Annotated in this window: 16 protein-coding genes; 4 read left to right on the top strand and 12 right to left on the bottom strand. The window is 64.0% G+C overall.

Translation table 11 applies throughout. The annotated features are described in order from the left end of the window. The first annotated feature begins 37 nt into the window (after nucleotides 1–37). Nucleotides 38–631: a LysE family translocator gene (locus JI749_RS07610; protein WP_201661751.1), complete on the top strand. Its 594-nt coding sequence runs from the start codon at nucleotides 38–40 to the stop codon at nucleotides 629–631. A 179-nt stretch (nucleotides 632–810) separates the two neighbouring features. Here the strand turns inward: JI749_RS07610 and melA are convergent, their stop codons facing one another. The 5 genes from melA to JI749_RS07635 all read right to left on the bottom strand — a co-directional run bounded on the left by melA (nucleotide 811) and on the right by JI749_RS07635 (nucleotide 8,229). Further along, entirely contained in the window at nucleotides 811–2,178 is a 1,368-nt protein-coding gene (melA, locus tag JI749_RS07615) for an alpha-glucosidase/alpha-galactosidase (protein ID WP_201661754.1), read from the bottom strand. 12 nt (nucleotides 2,179–2,190) lie between these two features. Continuing rightward, a complete protein-coding gene (locus JI749_RS07620; protein WP_201661757.1) occupies nucleotides 2,191–3,861 on the bottom strand; it encodes an ABC transporter ATP-binding protein in 1,671 nt (556 codons plus the stop codon). 10 nt (nucleotides 3,862–3,871) lie between these two features. Further along, nucleotides 3,872–5,002 (bottom strand): ABC transporter permease, encoded by a 1,131-nt coding sequence (locus tag JI749_RS07625; protein ID WP_201662659.1) that lies wholly within the window; start codon nucleotides 5,000–5,002, stop codon nucleotides 3,872–3,874. Nucleotides 5,003–5,064: 62 nt separating this feature from the next. Further along, nucleotides 5,065–6,078 (bottom strand): ABC transporter permease, encoded by a 1,014-nt coding sequence (locus tag JI749_RS07630; protein ID WP_201661760.1) that lies wholly within the window; start codon nucleotides 6,076–6,078, stop codon nucleotides 5,065–5,067. 66 nt (nucleotides 6,079–6,144) lie between these two features. Next, nucleotides 6,145–8,229 (bottom strand): ABC transporter substrate-binding protein, encoded by a 2,085-nt coding sequence (locus tag JI749_RS07635; RefSeq protein ID WP_201661764.1) that lies wholly within the window; start codon nucleotides 8,227–8,229, stop codon nucleotides 6,145–6,147. A gap of 158 nt (nucleotides 8,230–8,387) precedes the next feature. Between JI749_RS07635 and JI749_RS07640 the strand changes: the two genes are divergently transcribed. Together JI749_RS07640 and JI749_RS07645 are read left to right on the top strand one after the other, a co-directional pair. Then, nucleotides 8,388–9,308 carry a helix-turn-helix domain-containing protein gene (locus tag JI749_RS07640; protein WP_201661767.1) on the top strand — a complete coding sequence of 307 codons (921 nt, stop codon included), beginning with the start codon at nucleotides 8,388–8,390 and terminating at the stop codon, nucleotides 9,306–9,308. Between the two features lie 144 nt (nucleotides 9,309–9,452). After that, nucleotides 9,453–10,277, top strand: coding sequence for a phytanoyl-CoA dioxygenase family protein (locus JI749_RS07645; RefSeq protein ID WP_201661770.1), 825 nt, complete (start codon nucleotides 9,453–9,455; stop codon nucleotides 10,275–10,277). Between the two features lie 181 nt (nucleotides 10,278–10,458). Here JI749_RS07645 and ychF read toward each other — a convergent pair whose 3' ends face one another. Next, nucleotides 10,459–11,556 carry a redox-regulated ATPase YchF gene (ychF, locus tag JI749_RS07650; RefSeq protein ID WP_201661773.1) on the bottom strand — a complete coding sequence of 366 codons (1,098 nt, stop codon included), beginning with the start codon at nucleotides 11,554–11,556 and terminating at the stop codon, nucleotides 10,459–10,461. Between the two features lie 145 nt (nucleotides 11,557–11,701). On the opposite strand from ychF, the gene JI749_RS07655 reads away from it, so the two are divergent. Then, a complete protein-coding gene (locus JI749_RS07655) occupies nucleotides 11,702–12,292 on the top strand; it encodes a hypothetical protein (RefSeq protein WP_201661776.1) in 591 nt (196 codons plus the stop codon). A gap of 7 nt (nucleotides 12,293–12,299) precedes the next feature. Here the strand turns inward: JI749_RS07655 and JI749_RS07660 are convergent, their stop codons facing one another. From JI749_RS07660 to JI749_RS07685, 6 genes are all read right to left on the bottom strand, one after another. Further along, nucleotides 12,300–12,815 carry a dihydrofolate reductase family protein gene (locus JI749_RS07660; protein WP_201661781.1) on the bottom strand — a complete coding sequence of 172 codons (516 nt, stop codon included), beginning with the start codon at nucleotides 12,813–12,815 and terminating at the stop codon, nucleotides 12,300–12,302. A 1-nt stretch (nucleotide 12,816) separates the two neighbouring features. Beyond that, nucleotides 12,817–13,515: an aminoacyl-tRNA hydrolase gene (pth, locus tag JI749_RS07665; protein WP_201661784.1), complete on the bottom strand. Its 699-nt coding sequence runs from the start codon at nucleotides 13,513–13,515 to the stop codon at nucleotides 12,817–12,819. A 71-nt stretch (nucleotides 13,516–13,586) separates the two neighbouring features. Then, the gene (locus JI749_RS07670; protein WP_201661787.1) at nucleotides 13,587–14,213 is read right to left on the bottom strand and encodes a 50S ribosomal protein L25/general stress protein Ctc; all 627 of its coding nucleotides are present in this window, start codon (nucleotides 14,211–14,213) and stop codon (nucleotides 13,587–13,589) included. Between the two features lie 166 nt (nucleotides 14,214–14,379). Beyond that, complete coding sequence (locus tag JI749_RS07675; RefSeq protein ID WP_201661790.1) at nucleotides 14,380–15,618, bottom strand: RNA polymerase sigma factor; 1,239 nt, start codon at nucleotides 15,616–15,618, stop codon at nucleotides 14,380–14,382. Next, nucleotides 15,618–15,968 (bottom strand): YciI family protein, encoded by a 351-nt coding sequence (locus JI749_RS07680; protein WP_201661793.1) that lies wholly within the window; start codon nucleotides 15,966–15,968, stop codon nucleotides 15,618–15,620. The genes JI749_RS07675 and JI749_RS07680 overlap by 1 nt, the downstream gene beginning before the upstream one ends. A 91-nt stretch (nucleotides 15,969–16,059) precedes the next feature. Further along, a complete protein-coding gene (locus tag JI749_RS07685; protein WP_201661796.1) occupies nucleotides 16,060–16,419 on the bottom strand; it encodes a YciI family protein in 360 nt (119 codons plus the stop codon). Nucleotides 16,420–16,644 lie beyond the last annotated feature (225 nt).

Below are 16,644 nucleotides of genomic sequence, written 5' to 3' on the forward strand. Positions count from 1 at the left end.
CCTCGACGCCGAGCTCGCGGCGCGTTAGTCGCAGACCATGACTGATCTGGTACCGTTCATTCTGGCCGTTCTGGCATTGCTGGCCACGCCGGGCCCGACGAACACGCTCATGGCCGCGGCCGGTGCGCAGCGTGGGCTGGCCCGCTCGCTGCCGCTTCTGGCCGGAGAGCTGGGCGGCTATGCGATTGCGATCACCGTGTGGATCGAGCTTGTGGGCAGAGCGGCCGCAGCGCAGCCACTGGTTCCGGTCATTGCCAAGTTCATCGCTGCCGCCTTCCTGACGTGGTCGGCCTGGAAGCTTTGGGTCAATGCCGGCCATGCTGACCTCGAGCGGCGCGGCATCACGCTCGGCCGGGTGTTTGCCACGACCATGATCAACCCCAAGGCGCTGGTCTTCGCCTTCGCCATCTTTCCGCAGGTCGGTTTTGTGGCGCGACTGCCCTATCTCGGTCTTTTCGTCGGAATGGTGGTGGCGACCGCTATCGGTTGGATGATCTTGGGCGCAGTCGCGGCGAGGTCGTCGGCGGGCCTTTTCACCGGGCCGCGCGTCGAGCGGATTACTGCCGTGGCGCTGGCCGTGTTCGCAACGCTGCTGGCGGTGCAGACCGTGCCGGGGATGGTGGTGGGCTAGCATCGGTCGCACCACGCACTCGATCGAGGGTGACGGCCGGTGGGTGGGGCGACGCCTACGGTACAGGGATGCTGCAGGCTGCGGAAGTGGGGCAGCACGACGCAACAAAGCCCAAACGGCCCCGACGCTTCACGCATCGGGGCCGTCCTTGGAAGCAGGGGAGGACTTTGCGCCGCGAGTTACGCCACGCGTTGCTTCCGGGAACCACGGGCCCATTCGGGCAGCATGCTGCCATGGGCTTCGGTGAGGTCGTCGACGAGGTTCCAGATCTGCTCGAGATCCAGTTCGGCAGCGGTGTGCGGGTCCATCATCGCGGCATGATAGATGTGCTCGCGATTTTCCGTCATCAGCGCGGCGACGGTCAGTTCCTGCACGTTGATGTTGGTGCGGATCAGTGCGGTCAGCTGCGGCGGCAGGTCGCCGATAAAGGTCGGCTGCAGGCCGCTATCATCGACGAGAACCGGGACTTCCACCGCTGCATTGTAGGGCAGGTTGGTGATGACGCCATTGTTGCGCAGATTGCCGTAGATCACCGAGGGCTCTCCGGTCCATACCGAGTTGACGATCGAGGACGCATATTCCTTGGACTGCTTGACCTCGATGCGGTCGGCCTTCTTGTAGTCTTCCGAGGTCTTCTTCCAGTTGGCGATCTGCTCGACGCAGCGCTTCGGATATTCATCCAGCGGAATGCCGAACTTCTCGATGATGTCCTCGCGCCCTTCCTTGATGAAGTAGGGGGTGTATTCGGCGAAGTGCTCGGAGCTTTCGGTGACGAAATAGCCCAGGCGCGTCATCATCTCGTAGCGCACCTTGTTGGGGCAGCGCGGATTCCAGGTCGGTTTGGGCGCGCGGCCCTCGGCATAGGCCTTGAAGAGCTCGGGATAGAGATCCTTATACGAGCCATCCGGCAGGCGCTGCTCGAACTTGAGATAGAAGGCCATGTGATTGATGCCGGCCGACTTGTAGCGGATGTCGTCGTAGTCGATGCCCAGATCGTGCGCCAGTTCCATGGCGGTGCCCTGCACCGAGTGGCAGAGGCCGACCTGCTTTATGGTCGGATATTTCTCCGAGATCGCCCAGGTGTTGATGGCCATCGGGTTGACGTATTGCAGCATGATGGCGTCGGGCGCCACCTGCAGCATGTCCTCGCAGATGCTCCACAGATGCGGCACGGTCCGCAGGCCGCGCATGATGCCGCCAACGCCCAGCGTATCGGCGATGGTCTGGCGCAGGTTGTACTTCTTGGGCACGTCGAAATCGATGACCGTGGACGGCTCGTAACCGCCGATCTGGAAGCAGACGACGACGAAATTGGTGCCGTCGAGCGCCTGGCGCTGGTTGGCATAGGTCTCGACCGTGGCCGATACACCCAGAGTGGCGATCAGCTTCTTGGCGATGATCTCGCTCTCTTCCAGCCGCGTCGGATTGATGTCCATCAGCCGGATGGTGGCGCCCGAAAGGGCGGGGCGCTGCAGGATATCGCCGACGATGTTCTTCATGAACACCGACGATCCGGCGCCAATGAAAGTGATTTTGGGATTGGCCATATAAGTATGCTCCTAGGCGGCTATTTCGAACGCGGCGCGGACGAGGCGGCGCGTGTAGTCGGTTTGAGGGTTGGTGAGGACTTCGGCGACGGGTCCCTGCTCGACGATCTTGCCATGCTGCATCACCATCACGCGGTGGCAGAGGGCGCGAACGACTTTGAGGTCGTGGCTGATGAAGAGGTAGCTGAGCCCCTTTTCGTCCTGCAGCTTGCGCAGCAGGTCGATGATCTGGGCCTGGACGGACAGATCGAGCGCCGAGGTGGGCTCGTCGAGCAGGATGAATTCCGGCTCGAGCGCGATGGCCCGCGCGATGGCGATACGCTGCCGCTGGCCGCCCGAAAATTCGTGCGGGAAGCGGTTGAGGATGGTGTCGGGCATGCCGGCATCGCGCAGAGCCTGGCGAACGCGATCGACGCGCTCGCGGCCGGTGGCGCCGATTTGGTTGACGATCAGGCCCTCCTCGATGATCTGCCGGATCGACATGCGCGGATTGAGGCTCGCAAACGGGTCCTGGAACACGATCTGCATGCGGCTTCGCAGCGGCCGCATGGCCTGGCGGTCCTTGTCGTGGATGGGCTGGCCGTCAAAGAAGATCTGCCCGCCCTGGTTGCTGATCAGCCGGATCAGCGCTTGCCCGAACGTGGTCTTGCCCGAGCCCGATTCACCGACGATCCCCAGCGTTTCGTGGCGCATGAGCTTGATGTCGAGACTGTCGACGGCCTTGAGCTCGAAGTAATCGGGCTTGAAGAAGCCGCCGCGCTTGAGCGTGAAGCTGACCTTGACGTCCTTGCCTTCGAGCATGGTGGCGTGCGCGCCCTCTTCGAGCGGCACCGCGACGCCGGTGGGTTCGGATGCCAGCAGGTGCCGCGTATAGGGATGCTGCGGATTGGCGAAAAGCGCCTCGGTGGCGTTGTGCTCCTGCACCCGCCCGTTCTGCATCACATAGACATATTCGCTGAACTGGCGAACGATGGTCAGGTCATGGGTGATCAGGATCACCGCCATGCCGTACTTGTCCTTGAGATCCTTGATCAGGTTGAGGATCTGCGCCTGCACGGTGACGTCGAGCGCGGTGGTCGGCTCGTCGGCTATGAGCACGTCTGGCCGGTTGGCCAGGGCCATGGCGATCATCACGCGCTGGCGCTGGCCGCCCGAGAGCTGGTGCGGGTAGTTGTTGAGGCGCGCGCGGGGCTCGGGAATCTGCACTTCGGTCAGCAGTTCCTCGGCCTTGGTCATGGCCTCGGCCCGGCTCATCTTGTTGTGCAGGTGCAGCACCTCGCAGAGCTGCTGGCCGATGGTATAGACCGGGTTCAGCGAGCTCATGGGCTCCTGGAAGATCATGGCGATGTCGTTGCCGCGCAGCTTGCGCATGTCGCGGTCGCTCATCTTGACGATATCCTGACCCGATAGCGTGATCCGCGTGTCGGGCAGGATGGTCGCCCGCTTCGTCAGCAGCTTCATCAGCGTGCGGGCCGTCACGGACTTGCCCGAGCCGGATTCGCCCACCAGGGCAATGGTCTCGCCCTTGTGCAACTGGAAGGAGACATCCCGCACGGCGTTGACGATGCCGCCCTCGACCTTGAAATCGACGCCGATATGGCGGGCATCGAGGATCAGTTCGCGGCCGTGGCTGCCCAGGTCGTGGCGGGTGTCGGAAACCGGCATGTGTTGGCTATCGGTCATGGCCGGTCTCTCAATACGGATCGATGGCATCGCGCAGTCCGTCGCCGAGCGCGTTGAAGGCGAAAACGGTGATCAGCACGAAGATGACGGGTGACAGGATCCAGGGATAGGAGCCGATGACCGAGTAGGACGAGGTGTCCTGCAACATCAGCCCCCAGGAGATTAGCGGCGGCTTCACGGCAAAGCCGAGGAAGCCCAGGAAGCTCTCCAGCAGCACCACGCTGGGGATTGCCAGGGTGACCGCCACGATGATGTGGCTGAGCACGTTGGGCAGGATGTGGCGGGTGACGATGCGGGCGTCTGACGAGCCCACGGCGATCGCGGCGCGGACGTAGTCGATGCGGGCCAGCGACAGGGTCTTGGAACGGACCTCGCGGCTCAGCTGCGCCCAGCCCAGGGCGGCGATCACCCCGATGACGAAGGCGATGAACACATTGGACGGAGCGGTTGCCGGGATCAGCGTGGTCAGCGCCAGGTAGAGCGGCAGTTGCGGGAACATCAGGATGAATTCGACGAAACGCTGCGTCCAGGCGTCGAAGCGGCCGCCGAGATAGCCGGAGACGATGCCGACCAGCGTACCCACAACGGTGGTGATGGCCACCACCACCAGCGCGATGGTCAGGGTGATGCGCGAGCCCACGAAGCCGCGCGAGAGGATGTCGCGACCGAACTTGTCGGTGCCCAGGAAGTGGGCGGTCCGCTCGGGGTCGACCGGCCCGAAGAAGTGGATGTTGGCCGGGATCAGCCACAGCAGCTTGTATTCGTAGCCGCGGACGAAGAAGCCCAGTTCGGTGGGGTTGTCGTAGTCCGGGCCGACCAGGGGCTGGAACGTGATCGGATCGAGTTCATCGCCTTCGGCAATGGGGAACACGACGGGCATTGGGGTGAAGCTGCCGTCGCCACGGAAGAAGCTCACTGAATCGGGTGGCGCGAAGCCGATATCGGTCGCCTTGGGATCGAGCGGCGCGAAAAAATCGGCGAAGATGGTGACGACCATCAGCAGCACAACAAGGGCCAGGCCCAGCATGCCCATGGTGGAGCGGCGGAAGCGCCGCCAGACCAGGGTGAAATAGCCCTCGCTGCCATGGCCCCAGCGGGTCTGGACCGGCGTGGTCCTTGCCTCCTCGGCGGGGGTCGGCATGGGACCGGCCGGATCGGCGGGCAGGGGGATGGACGAGTGCGTGCCGACGTCTGGGTGATTGGTCAATTGTTCTTCTCCCCGCCAAGGCGAATGCGCGGGTCGAGCAGGGCCAGCAGCACGTCGGAAATGATGTTGCCGATGATGAGCGTGACGGCGAGCACCATCACAAAGGTCGCGGTGACCCAGACGTCGCCCACACTCATCGAGCCAACGATGGCCGGCCCGACCGTCGCCAGGCCGAACACGATGGCGACTTCGATCTCGCCGGTCAGCATGTAGGGCAGCACGACGCCCTGGTAGGCGACGATGGGGTGCAGCGCATTGGGCACGGCGTGGCGCATGATGACTGCACCCTCGGGGAGGCCCTTGGCCCGCGCGGTTTCCACATACTGCGAATTGAGCACGTCCAGCAGGTTGGCGCGCATCACGCGCATATTGTAGGCGAGGCCACCAATGGCAGCGACGAGGATGACCGGCCACACATGGGCCACCAAGTCCACGAAGCGCCCCCAGCCCCAGGGCTGGCCGCCCCAATAGGGCGAGTTGAAGCTGCCGATTTCGTTCACGCCCAGACGGAACACCAGGATGTAGAGGATGATGATCGCCAGCAGGAAGCGCGGGATGGTCATGCCCATGAAGGAGATGAAGCCCAGGATGGTGTCGACCCAGCTGTACTGGCGGGTGGCGGCAAGGATGCCCAGGCTGATGCCGATGGCGGAAGCGAGCAGGTGGCAGGTGAGGGCCAAGAGGATCGTGCGCGGCAGGCGCTCGACGACCACGTCACCGACAGGCTTGTTGTAGAACAGGGACTGGCCGAAATCGAACCGGGTGACGATGCCGGTGACCCAGCGGAAATATTGGACGATCAGCGGATCGTTGAGGCCGTTGGCGGCGCGGTAGGCTTCAGCCATAGCCTGGGCCTGCTCGGCGGTGGCGCCGGTGCGGTTGATGGCCATGGTCCGGATATAGTCACCATAGTCGCCGGGCGGCGCCTGGATGATGATGAACGTGACGATGCTGAGCAGGATGAGGATGGGGATCGCTCCCAGTATTCGGAATGCAAGGAAGCGCAGCATCATGAACTCTACGATTATTGTCAGAAGGCTGTCCGGCGGCAGCGAGCCGCCGCCGGACGGGAGGTGTTAGTTCGAAACCGGACCGCCGCCGCCGGGAACGTCGGGCAGGGTGTTGGGGTGCAGTTCGTTGGTCGACTGTGCATCGGCCGGAACGTAGACGCGTTCGCGGATGATGTTGTCTTCGGCCCAGTTGAACTGGAAGATCGGGGCGCCGGCCGGGATATTGACGAAGCGCTTGTTGATCAGCAGGGCACCCGGATACTGGGTCAGGCCGATGGCGTAGAGGTTCTGCGTATAGAGCTGCTGGTAGGTCTTCATCAGCTCAGCGCGCTCGGCATTGTCTGCACTGGCGATGAACTTGTTGATGGTATCGACCATCTCCTGCTCGAACGGCATCAGGTCGAGAGAACCGTCGGTGCCGGCGCGGTGCGAGAACGCGGTGCGGGGACCAACCGGAGCCAGGCCTGCAGTACCCTGCACGACCGAGACCAGGTCAGAACCGTTGCGGAGCATCGCCCAGTCATACTTGCCGCCCTGCTGGAACTCGGCCAGCGAGTTGCCGCTGACGGTGTTGAGCACGACGCGGATGCCGAGCTTTTCCATCATCGCGAGCACGCCTTCGGCGAGGCTCTTGTCGGTGGTGTAGTCGGCATTGACGAGCAGCGTGATCTGGACGTCCTGCCCGCCGGCAGTACCAGCCGGGAAGTTTACGACGCCGTTGCCGTCGGTATCCTCGAGGCCGGCCTTGGCCAGGTATTCCTTGGCCGTGTCGAGCGAGTAAGGATAGAAGGCGGTCGAGTCCTTGTCGTAGAAGCTCGTGCCGGCGTAGAGGCCGCCCGGATAGGGCGTGGTGAACGGACCCTTGACCAGCGATTCACCCAGGCTCTGGCGATCGATCGCAAAGGTGATGGCCTTGCGGAAGTCCAGGTTGCGGTTGAGTTCGCGGATCGCCTGGCTCAGCTCGTTTGGCTCACCCCAGCCATTGCCGCTCAGGTTCGGATAGAGCGAATAGCCGATGGTGCGAGCACCGAACTGCAGGCGGGCCGGAGCGCCGTCCTCGGCGGAACGACGGAGCGATTCCACGAAGTTTTCCGGCTGTTCCAGGTTGGAGAAGTCGGCCGTGCCGGCCACCGTCTGGACGTCGCGATCCGACCAGGTGGAGAGGCGATAGCTGACTTCGTTGAGGTAGGGCAGCTGGTTACCTTCCTCGTCGACCTTCCAGTAATAGGGGTTGCGACGCAGCACGATGACGTCGTCCGGACGATATTCGACCGGCACCCAGGCGCCCATGACCGGGAAGTTCAGGTATTCGGGCGGGAAGGCGTCCTTGTACTCTTCGTAGGTGTTGTCGGCGTTGTACTTGGGATGCTCGGGCTTGAGCAGGTGCGACGGGCCGGGGCAGAACGAGCCATAGGCCATCGCGTAGAGATACTGCGTCGGGCGGACTTCCTTGAAGGTCCACTTGACGGTGTAGGCGTCGATCTGCTCGAGCGTGGTGCCCTCGCCGAAGCTTTCGGGCGTACCGCCGCCGGTCGGCGTCACGTTGCTGTCGAGAATGTTGTCTTCCCAATAGAACATCACGTCTTCGGCGTCGAAGGGGTCGCCGTCGGACCACTTGGCGCCTTCGATCAGGTGCATGGTCAGCTCATGACCGTCCTCGGACCATTCCCAGCTCTTGGCCAGGTTGGGGAGCGGTTCGAGCTCGTCGGCCTTGACCTGGAACAGGGGACCGGTGCGGGTCAGGCATTCATACATGCCGATATCGATGCCGCCCCAGCCCTGCTGGGCGCCGCCGATATAATTCCAGCCATCCGGACGGCCGCCGATGACGTGGCGCATGGTGTCGCCATAGATGCCGACGCCGTCGGGCATGTTGCCGGTCTTGAACACCAGCGGCTCCTTGGGCAGGCGCTCGGCGACCGGCGGCAGCTTGCCGGCATCGACGAAGGCCTTGACGAAGTCCGGCTCGTGGTATTCGGGCAGCGCCTTGTATTCCTGGATGTCCGAGACGCTCACGAAAATCGGCTCGCTCTGCGCGGCGAATTCCGGTGGTTCGGGCGGCGCGGTCCATTCGTTCTGGGCGAAAACGACGAGTGTCGAGACGCCCAGCATCAGTCCTGCCCCGCCAAGGGCAAACGCGTGTCTTCTCATAAAACCTCCCATGGCAGCGGGCCGGCATTGATTGCCCAGCCGGACGTTGCTTCCGGCGTCATCCCGTGCTCAGGCCAAAATGGTACGCCTTGCCATGCCCGAAACAATCCGGAATGATAGAGACTTATTTCGGGTTTCTAAGGAATCGACCGATAAGTATGATCGAGAACGGCCCGGCGATCGCGCGTCCGGCGCGCGAAAAAGCGCCGCGTCCGACGCCCCGGCCCGACCGCAGCTTCTACTCATCCGGCAAGGCCTTCGGGCGCTTCGGCATGCGCTCGTTTCCGCCGCAGATCATGCCCCGTCCGCACAGCCATGGCCATATCGAGTTCAACTGGCTGACCCAGGGCACCATGGACTACATGTTCGATGGCGGGCCGCTTTCGGTGGGCGCCGGACGGCTGGTGGCCTTCTGGGCCGGCATTCCGCACCAGACGGTTGGCCTGCAGGATACCGGCGATGGCCGCCAGCTCAATATCTACCTGCCCATGGACGCCTTCCTCGAAATGCCGCAGCTGGGCCGCCTCACCGAAACCCTGATGGGCGGCGGGGTCATCCAGCTCAATCCGGACTGTATCGGGCTCGAGACGCTCGATCGCTGGCACCAGGACTATCGCAGCGGCAATGCGCTGCGCACCGACATCGTGCGCGCCGAGATCGGCACCATGTTCCGCCGGGCCGCCATCACTGGCTGGGACACGCTGCTGCCGGCCTGGCTCGAACGCACCGGTACCCGCACCCGCACCGGGTCGCCGGTGCGCTATGTAGTGCGCATGGTGCGGCACATCGTGGAAAACATCACCGATCCGCTCAGCGCCGAGGACATTGCCAAGGTCGTTGGTCTGCACCCGAACTATGCCACCAACCTCTTCACCAAGGTGATGCATATCTCGGTGCAGAAATTCGTCATCCGCATGCGGCTGATCCGTGCCCGCTCGTTGCTGTTCGATGGCAGCCTTTCGATCGCCAACGTGGCCTTCCAGGCCGGCTTCGTCAGCCAAACCCAGTTCTACGAGCACTTCCGCAAGGCTTATGGCATGACCCCCAGCCAGATGCGCAAGGATACGATCGAGGGCTAGGCGCGGACCGGCAGGCAATCCGATCCAGTTGCGCGATTTGCGGTCGAATGGCGGCACGTGCCGGTTAGACCGGTTGATCATGTTAGCATGTCTTATGCATTCGGGATCAAAACAGATAAATCTGCAGAAAGCAGGAGGTTCGAGATGACGCAGTCACACCTATCGCAGGCGCAACGGGCGCAGTTCGATCGCGACGGCTTTCTGGCCATTCGCGGCCTGATCGCCGCAGACGAGATTGCCGATATTCGAGAACGTTTCATGGCGCAGGCGGCGGATGGTCCCGTGCAGGGACTGTCGGACCTGCCGCGCGGCACTCTGGCGGGCAATGATCCGCTCAGCCGATATCCGCGAATGATGCATCCGCACAAGCATGGCGACAAAGCTGTTGGACAACTGGCCATGCGCTACATGCTCGACCCGCGGCTCGAGCCGATCCTGGCCGAGCTGTTCGGCGAGACGCCCTTTGCGGTGCAGTCGATGTTCTATTTCAAGCCGCCGGGCGCGCGCGGGCAGGACCTGCATCAGGACAATTTCTACCTGCGGGTCAAGCCCGGCACCTGCATGGCCGCCTGGATCGCGGTGGACGACGCCGATGCCGGCAATGGCGGCATGATGTGCGTGCCCCAGACGGCCATGCTGGACATTGCCTGTCCGGAGCCGTCCGATCCGACACTGTCATTCACCACCGAGCATGTCGCGCCACCCCCGGGCTTGGTGCCGCAGATGATGGAGCTTAGGGCGGGGGACGTGCTGTTCTTCAACGGCAGCGTCATCCACGGTTCGACGCCCAATACCAGCACCGACCGCTTCCGCCGCTCGCTGATCTTCCACTACGTGCCCGAAAGCACGGTCGAGATGAGCCACTTCTACGAAGCCCTGAGCTTTGCCGGCGCGCGGCAGGATATTGCGGTCAACATGGATGGCGGGCCGTGCGGGACAGTGCAGGGGATGCCAGCCGGGCCGCATTGATTGCCACGCCCACGATGTCATCCCGGCCTTGAGCCGGGATCCATCTTGGGATCGAGTCACACCTGCGATGGCTCGATATCCCGCATATGTGGGTCACCAGGGCCCTGCGAGCGTAGCTCTCCGGGCCTTGAGGTCTGAATTCGCGCCACTGGCGCGAATTCGCGGCCTTTGGCCGCCGGCCTCAAGTATTAAACTTGAACAGCATCACGTCGCCGTCCTTGACCACGTATTCCTTGCCTTCGTCGCGGGCCTTGCCGGCTTCCTTTGCCGCCACTTCGCCGCCCAGCGTCACGAAATCATCAAAGCCGATGGTCTGGGCGCGGATGAAGCCGCGTTCGAAATCGGAGTGGATGACGCCGGCCGCCGCGGGGGCCTTGTCGCCCTTGTGAATGGTCCAGGCGCGGGTTTCCTTGGGGCCGACGGTGAAATAGGTCTGGAGCCCCAGCAGGTCATAGGCCTCGCGGATCAGGCGGTTGAGGCCGGGCTCGTGCAGGCCCAGGGATTCGAGATATTCGCTCTGCTCCTCGTCGGGCAACTGGGCGAGCTGGCTTTCGATTTCGGCCGAGATGATGACGACGCCGGCGCCGTTCTTGTGGGCGTATTCCTCGACGGCCTTGCTCATGGCGTTGCCGTTTTCGGCCGAGGCCTCGTCGACATTGCAGACATAGAGAACGGGCTTGCTGGTGAGCAGCTGGAGTTCCTGGAACGCCTTTTCTTCCTCGGCGGTCCGTTCCACGAAGCGGGCAGACTTGCCGTCGCGCAGCAGTACGAGCGCGCGGTCGATCAGGTCCAAGGTCAGCTTGGCGTCCTTGTCGTTGCCCTTGGCCTTCTTCTCGACGCCGGCGCGGCGCTTCTCGAGGCTTTCGAGATCGGCCAGCATCAGCTCGGTCTCGACCACCTCGGCGTCGGCGAGCGGGTCGACCTTGTTGGCGACGTGAATAATGTTGCCGTCCTCGAAGCAGCGCAGCACATAGGCGATGGCGTCGCATTCGCGGATATTGGCGAGGAACTGGTTACCCAGGCCTTCGCCCTTGGAGGCACCCTTCACGAGGCCCGCAATGTCCACGAAGCTCATACGTGCGGGCAGGATCTGGGCCGATTTGCCGATCGTCGCCAGCTTCTGCAGGCGCGCATCGGGCACAGGCACGTCGCCCACATTGGGCTCGATCGTGCAGAACGGGAAGTTGGCGGCGGCTGCCGCGGCGGTGCGCGTCAGCGCGTTGAAGAGGGTCGACTTGCCGACATTGGGCAGGCCGACAATACCCATCTTGAAACCCATGGGGGAAGCTCCGGAAACTGTTGGCCTCCACTTGGTTCGGATCGGCGCGGATGTCAATGCGCGCGGCGGTCCGCCGGGCAGCCATGCGCGTTCATCGGCGGTTCAACCGGGCTGGCGCATCAGGCGCCAACCTCGGGAGCCCGCCATGCGTCAGCCGCTTTTACTCGCCCTTCTCGCCCTGCCGGTCTTCACCGCGCCGGCCCTTGCCGACTGCGGCGAGGAGCTTCGCCTGGCCATGAAGCGCGCGATCAATTCCGGGCCCTATCGGGTGGAATCCACGGTCACCATGCCGGAGGCGGTTTCCGAAAGCCGGGTCGATATCGTGCCGGGCAAGGCCATGCATGCGGTCAGCACCAGCGGCGACCTGCACCACCAGACCATTGTCATCGGCCAGCGCGCCTGGATGAACACCGATGGGTCGTGGCAGGAAATGTCCGCCGAGATGGCTGCCGCGGCAGTCGCCGGACTGAAGTCCGCCGCTGCCGACCCCGATACCCTGGGCGTCATCAGCGGCGAAACCTGCCTGGGCGCCAGTGTCGTGGATGGGCGCGACGTGCTGCGCTATGGCTATGACATGCGCACCAGCGAGGCGGTGGGCCACAGTGATGTGCTGGTCGATGCCCAGACCGGCCTGCCGATCCGAACCGAGACCCGGACCACGATCTCGGGCATGGTGGGCACGATCGTCAGCACCTACACCTATGACGCCGCCATCACCGTCACGGCGCCGCCCTGACAGGGCACTAGCCTCGCAGGTACACTTCCCGCGTGACGCCATTGGCGTAACTGGTGCTGCCGGCCAGCGCGAAGCCGGGCAGGTGGTCCCGGTCGATATGCTCGGTGCCATGGCCAAGAGTCTGGGGCATGACGAACAATTCAAGCCGGTCAACCAGGCCTGCCGCCACCAGGTTCAGGGCGAGGTCGGTATCGCCCTGGATCCACACAGTGCCATCGCCCTTGGCGCGGGCGGCGGCCACGATTGCCGCCGGGTCCTGGGCGGTGGCCGTCACCGGCGCGCCGATATCGGGCAATGGCGTCGCGGACGGAACGATGCCCGGAATGGCGCCGTAGGGCCATTTGCCGCCGGCGGCAACCTTGTCATAGGTTGGCCTGGCGATGACTACGGCCGTAACCCCGGCGATGAAGTCGTGGAAGCCAAGCTCCGGGATGAAGTAGGGCCCTTGCCAGGCGGAGGAGCCCTGGGCGTCGGTGACGAAACCGTCCTGGCTCAGCGCCTGGAAGAAAACGACGTCGCCCATTTTACTCTCCCCGCAGTTTCCGCAGCATTTCGGCCATGGGGCCGGTCTTGGGCAGTTCGACCTGCGGCTTGCTCGGCCGGGCCTGCCGGATATGGCTCTGTGCTTTCGGTGCCGGCTTGGCTTCCGCCTCGGCGGCGGGCTTGAGGGCCAGCGCCAGCTTGTTCATGAAGCCATTGTCGTCGCCCTTGATCAGCATGTCGATATGCCTGCCGACGGCATCGAGCAGCGGCTCGAGCCAGTCGCGATCGGCTTTGGCGAAGTCGCCCAGCACGTGGTGGGTGACGAATTCCTTGCCGGGATGGCCGATGCCCAGGCGCACCCGCTTGTAGTCGAGCCCGATCTGCGGATCGATCGAGCGCAGGCCATTGTGGCCGCCATTGCCGCCGCCGACCTTGACCCGCACCTTGCCCGCCGCCAGGTCCAGCTCGTCGTAGAGCACGATGATGTCGGCCGGCGGGATCTTGTAGAACTGGGCCACCTGCTGGACGCTGTTGCCCGAGTTGTTCATGAAGGTCTGCGGCTTGAGCAGGATCACCTTCTCGCCGCCGACCGTGCCCTCGGCCAGGAGGCCATTGTGCTTGCTGCGGAACTGGGTGATGCCATGGGCGCGCGCAATGGCGTCGAGCGCCATGAAGCCGATATTGTGGCGGTTGCCCTCATACTGGCTGCCCGGATTGCCCAGGCCGACTAGCAGCTTCATCACATGCTCCGAAACGAAAGAGGCGACCCGGGGGCCGCCTCAAACTCATAGCAGAAATCGAGCTCGGGCGATTACTCGGCCTTGGGCTCTTCTTCGGCAGCAGCTTCTTCGTCACCAGCCGACTTGAGCGCCGACGGGGCAACGATGGTGGCGATGGTCACGTCTTCTTCGTGGCTGTGGTCGACGGCGCCGGCCGGCAGCTTGACAGAAGAGATGTGGATGGTGTCGCCGATATCAAGGCCGCTCAGGTCGACGGTGACTTCCTCGGGGATGTTGTCCGCCGAAACCGTCAGGTCGAGGGTGTGGTGCACGATGTTCAGCGTGCCGCCGCGCTTGAGGCCGGGGCTGGCTTCTTCATTGATGAAGTTGACATGCACCTGGACGTTGATCTTGGCGCCCTTGCCGATACGCAGGAAGTCGACGTGGATCGGGAAATCCTTCACCGGGTCGAGCTGGTAATCGCGCGGAATCACCTTGTGCGTGGTGCCGTCGACGTCCAGGTCGATGGTGTGCGACAGGAAACCGCCGGCATAGATCGCCTTGTGGACGTCCTTGTAGGGGATGGCGACAGTGACGGGGGCCTTCTTGTCACCGTAGATAACAGCAGGGACGAGACCCTGACGACGCAGCTCACGAGCGGCCCCCTTGCCCACCCCTTCACGCGCCTGTGCCTTGAGCACCTTGGTAGTTGCAGCCATGGAAAAATCCATTCTGGGTTGGTGTATGCGTCACTACAACGGCATACGCGCCCGTCCTCCAGGGGTGACGAGCGCTTCATGGCGCGGGCTATAGCTCAAAGGTCCGGGTGGAGCAAGCTAGAAGGGGGCTTGCGGGTATCCAACGCCGCGGTTGGGAAGGTCTGGCCTAACCGTCTTGCAATCTCGTTCGTTGGCCAACCAGATAGTGGCGCACCGCCTCGTCCGTCGACAAACCGATGGCCAGCGTCAGCGCCTCATGCGCTTCGGCCTTGCGGCCGGCACGGACACATAGATGGCCGCGCGTTGCCCAATAGGGCTGGTAGTCTGCAATGCGTCTGTCGGTGGCAATGGCATCGAGGCTGGCCAATGCCGCCTCCGCGCCTTCCGTCTCGGCCAATGCGGCGGCGCGATTGAGCAAGGCCACGGGCGAATGGGTGAGCTTGAGCAGCACGTCATAGAGCGCCACCACGGCCTCCCAGTTCGGCCGCCCGGTGACGCGACGCGCCACGTGAGCGGACTGGATCGCCGCCTCGATCTGGTAACGCCCGGTCGGTCCGGGCGCCGCATTGGCGCTGCGTAGCAGCGCTTCGGCAGACAGGATCTGCGGCTCGTCCCAGAGTTCCACATCCTGAGCTTCGAGCGGCACATAGGCGCCTTCGGCATTTCGGCGCGCCGGGCGCCTCGCCTCGGCATAGAGCATGAGGGCCAGCATGCCCTTGGCCTCGGCCTCGTCGGGCAGGAGGCTCACCACCAGCCGGCCCAGCCAGATTGCCTCGTCGGCGAGACGGTCGGCGGCCGTATCGCCGATTTCTGTCCAGCCCTTGGCATAGGCCGCATAGATGGCCTCGAGCACGGCGTCGAGCCGTTCGGCCAGGTCCTCGCGTTCGGGTACGGCAAAGGGAATGCCGGCCTCCTTGATGCGGGCCTTGGCGCGCACGAGGCGCTGGCCCATGGTCGCCGGCGGGATGAGAAAGGCGGCGGCGATGTCGATGGCCGTCAGCCCCAATATGGTCTGCAGGATCAGCGGCGCCCGCATGCCGGCCTCGATATCGGCATGGGCACAGGCGAACATCAGCGCCAGGCGCCGGTCGGGAATGGCCTGCGGGTTGCTGGCGGCGTCTTCGATTTCCTCGGTCATGAGCTGGATGTGAACCTCCCCGGCTGTGCGGGTCTGGCGCCGCCGCACCGCGTCGGTCTGGCGGCGGCGAGCGACGGTCAGCAGCCACGCATCGGGATTGTCAGGCACGCCATCGGTGGGCCAGGATTTGAGCGCGCTGGCAAAGGCTTCCGCCAGCGCGTCCTCGGCGCCCGCCACGTCGCGGGTGCGTGCGGCCAGAAAGGCCACGAGGCGGCCGTAGCTGTCGCGAGCGACCCGCTCGGCGGCAAGGCGCGCCGCGTCTCCCATCAGCGCGGGTTCTGCTCGACGATGGGACGGATTTCGATCGCCCCATATTTCGAGCTCGGGCAGCGGTTGGCCCAGGCCACGGCCTGCTCGATATCATCAACGTCGATGAAGAAGTAGCCTGCCAGTTGCTCGCGCGTATCGGCGTAGGGGCCGTCGAGCACGTCGGTCTTGCCGGCGCGGCTGCGGACCACGGTCCCTTCCTTGCCCGGGCTGAGGCGCAGTCCGCCGGAAAAACCTTCGCCAGCCTTGTTCAGCGCTTCGTTGAAGGCGGCGTATTCGGCCCAGAGCTCGCGCTGCGGTGCCTTGGCCATGGCTTCGTCGTCGTGGTGGATGATCATCATGTAACGCATTCGATGTCCTCATGCTGGTCGGTGCGACATGCCCCGATGCAACAGTGTCGCTGGACCACGACCGTTTTTTACTTTTGACGACGAGATTTCTTCAACCCGGCGAAAAACCGGGGTGATAGGGCCGGATCTCGATCTTGCCCCAGCTCGCGGCCGGGCACAAAGCCGCCATGCGGACGGCCTCGTCCATGTCACTGGCCTCGATGATGTAGTAACCCCCGAACTGCTCGCGCGTATCGGCATAGGGGCCGTCATGGACCTTGAGTTCGCCATCGGCGGTCGAGATTGTCCGGGCCGTATCGGTGGGTTGCAGCGCCGCCGTCGCGACAAAGGCGCCGGCCTTGCTCAGGGTTTCCTGATAGGCCGCCAACTGGCCCATGAAGCCGGCCATTTGGTCGGGTGGAATGGCGGCGCCGGCTTTCTCGTCGGCCATCAGCATCAGCAGGAATTTCATCGCGTCTCTCCTTGCGGGCACCATAGCCCTTCAGGCTAGTGTCGCGCGAGGGGAGGCGATTTCGACAGGTGCTATGAGATAGTGGCATAGAGGCACTGGGGCGCCTCGCCCACCGCGCGTCACCCTCGGGCTTGACCCGAGGGCACTGTACTTGTCGATGGCTCGGTAACTTTAGAGCCCTCGGGTCAAGACCGAGGTGACGGCCGCTGGTGGCGGCACGTTCGT

The organism is Devosia oryziradicis (genome assembly GCF_016698645.1).
Lineage (GTDB): Bacteria > Pseudomonadota > Alphaproteobacteria > Rhizobiales > Devosiaceae > Devosia > Devosia oryziradicis.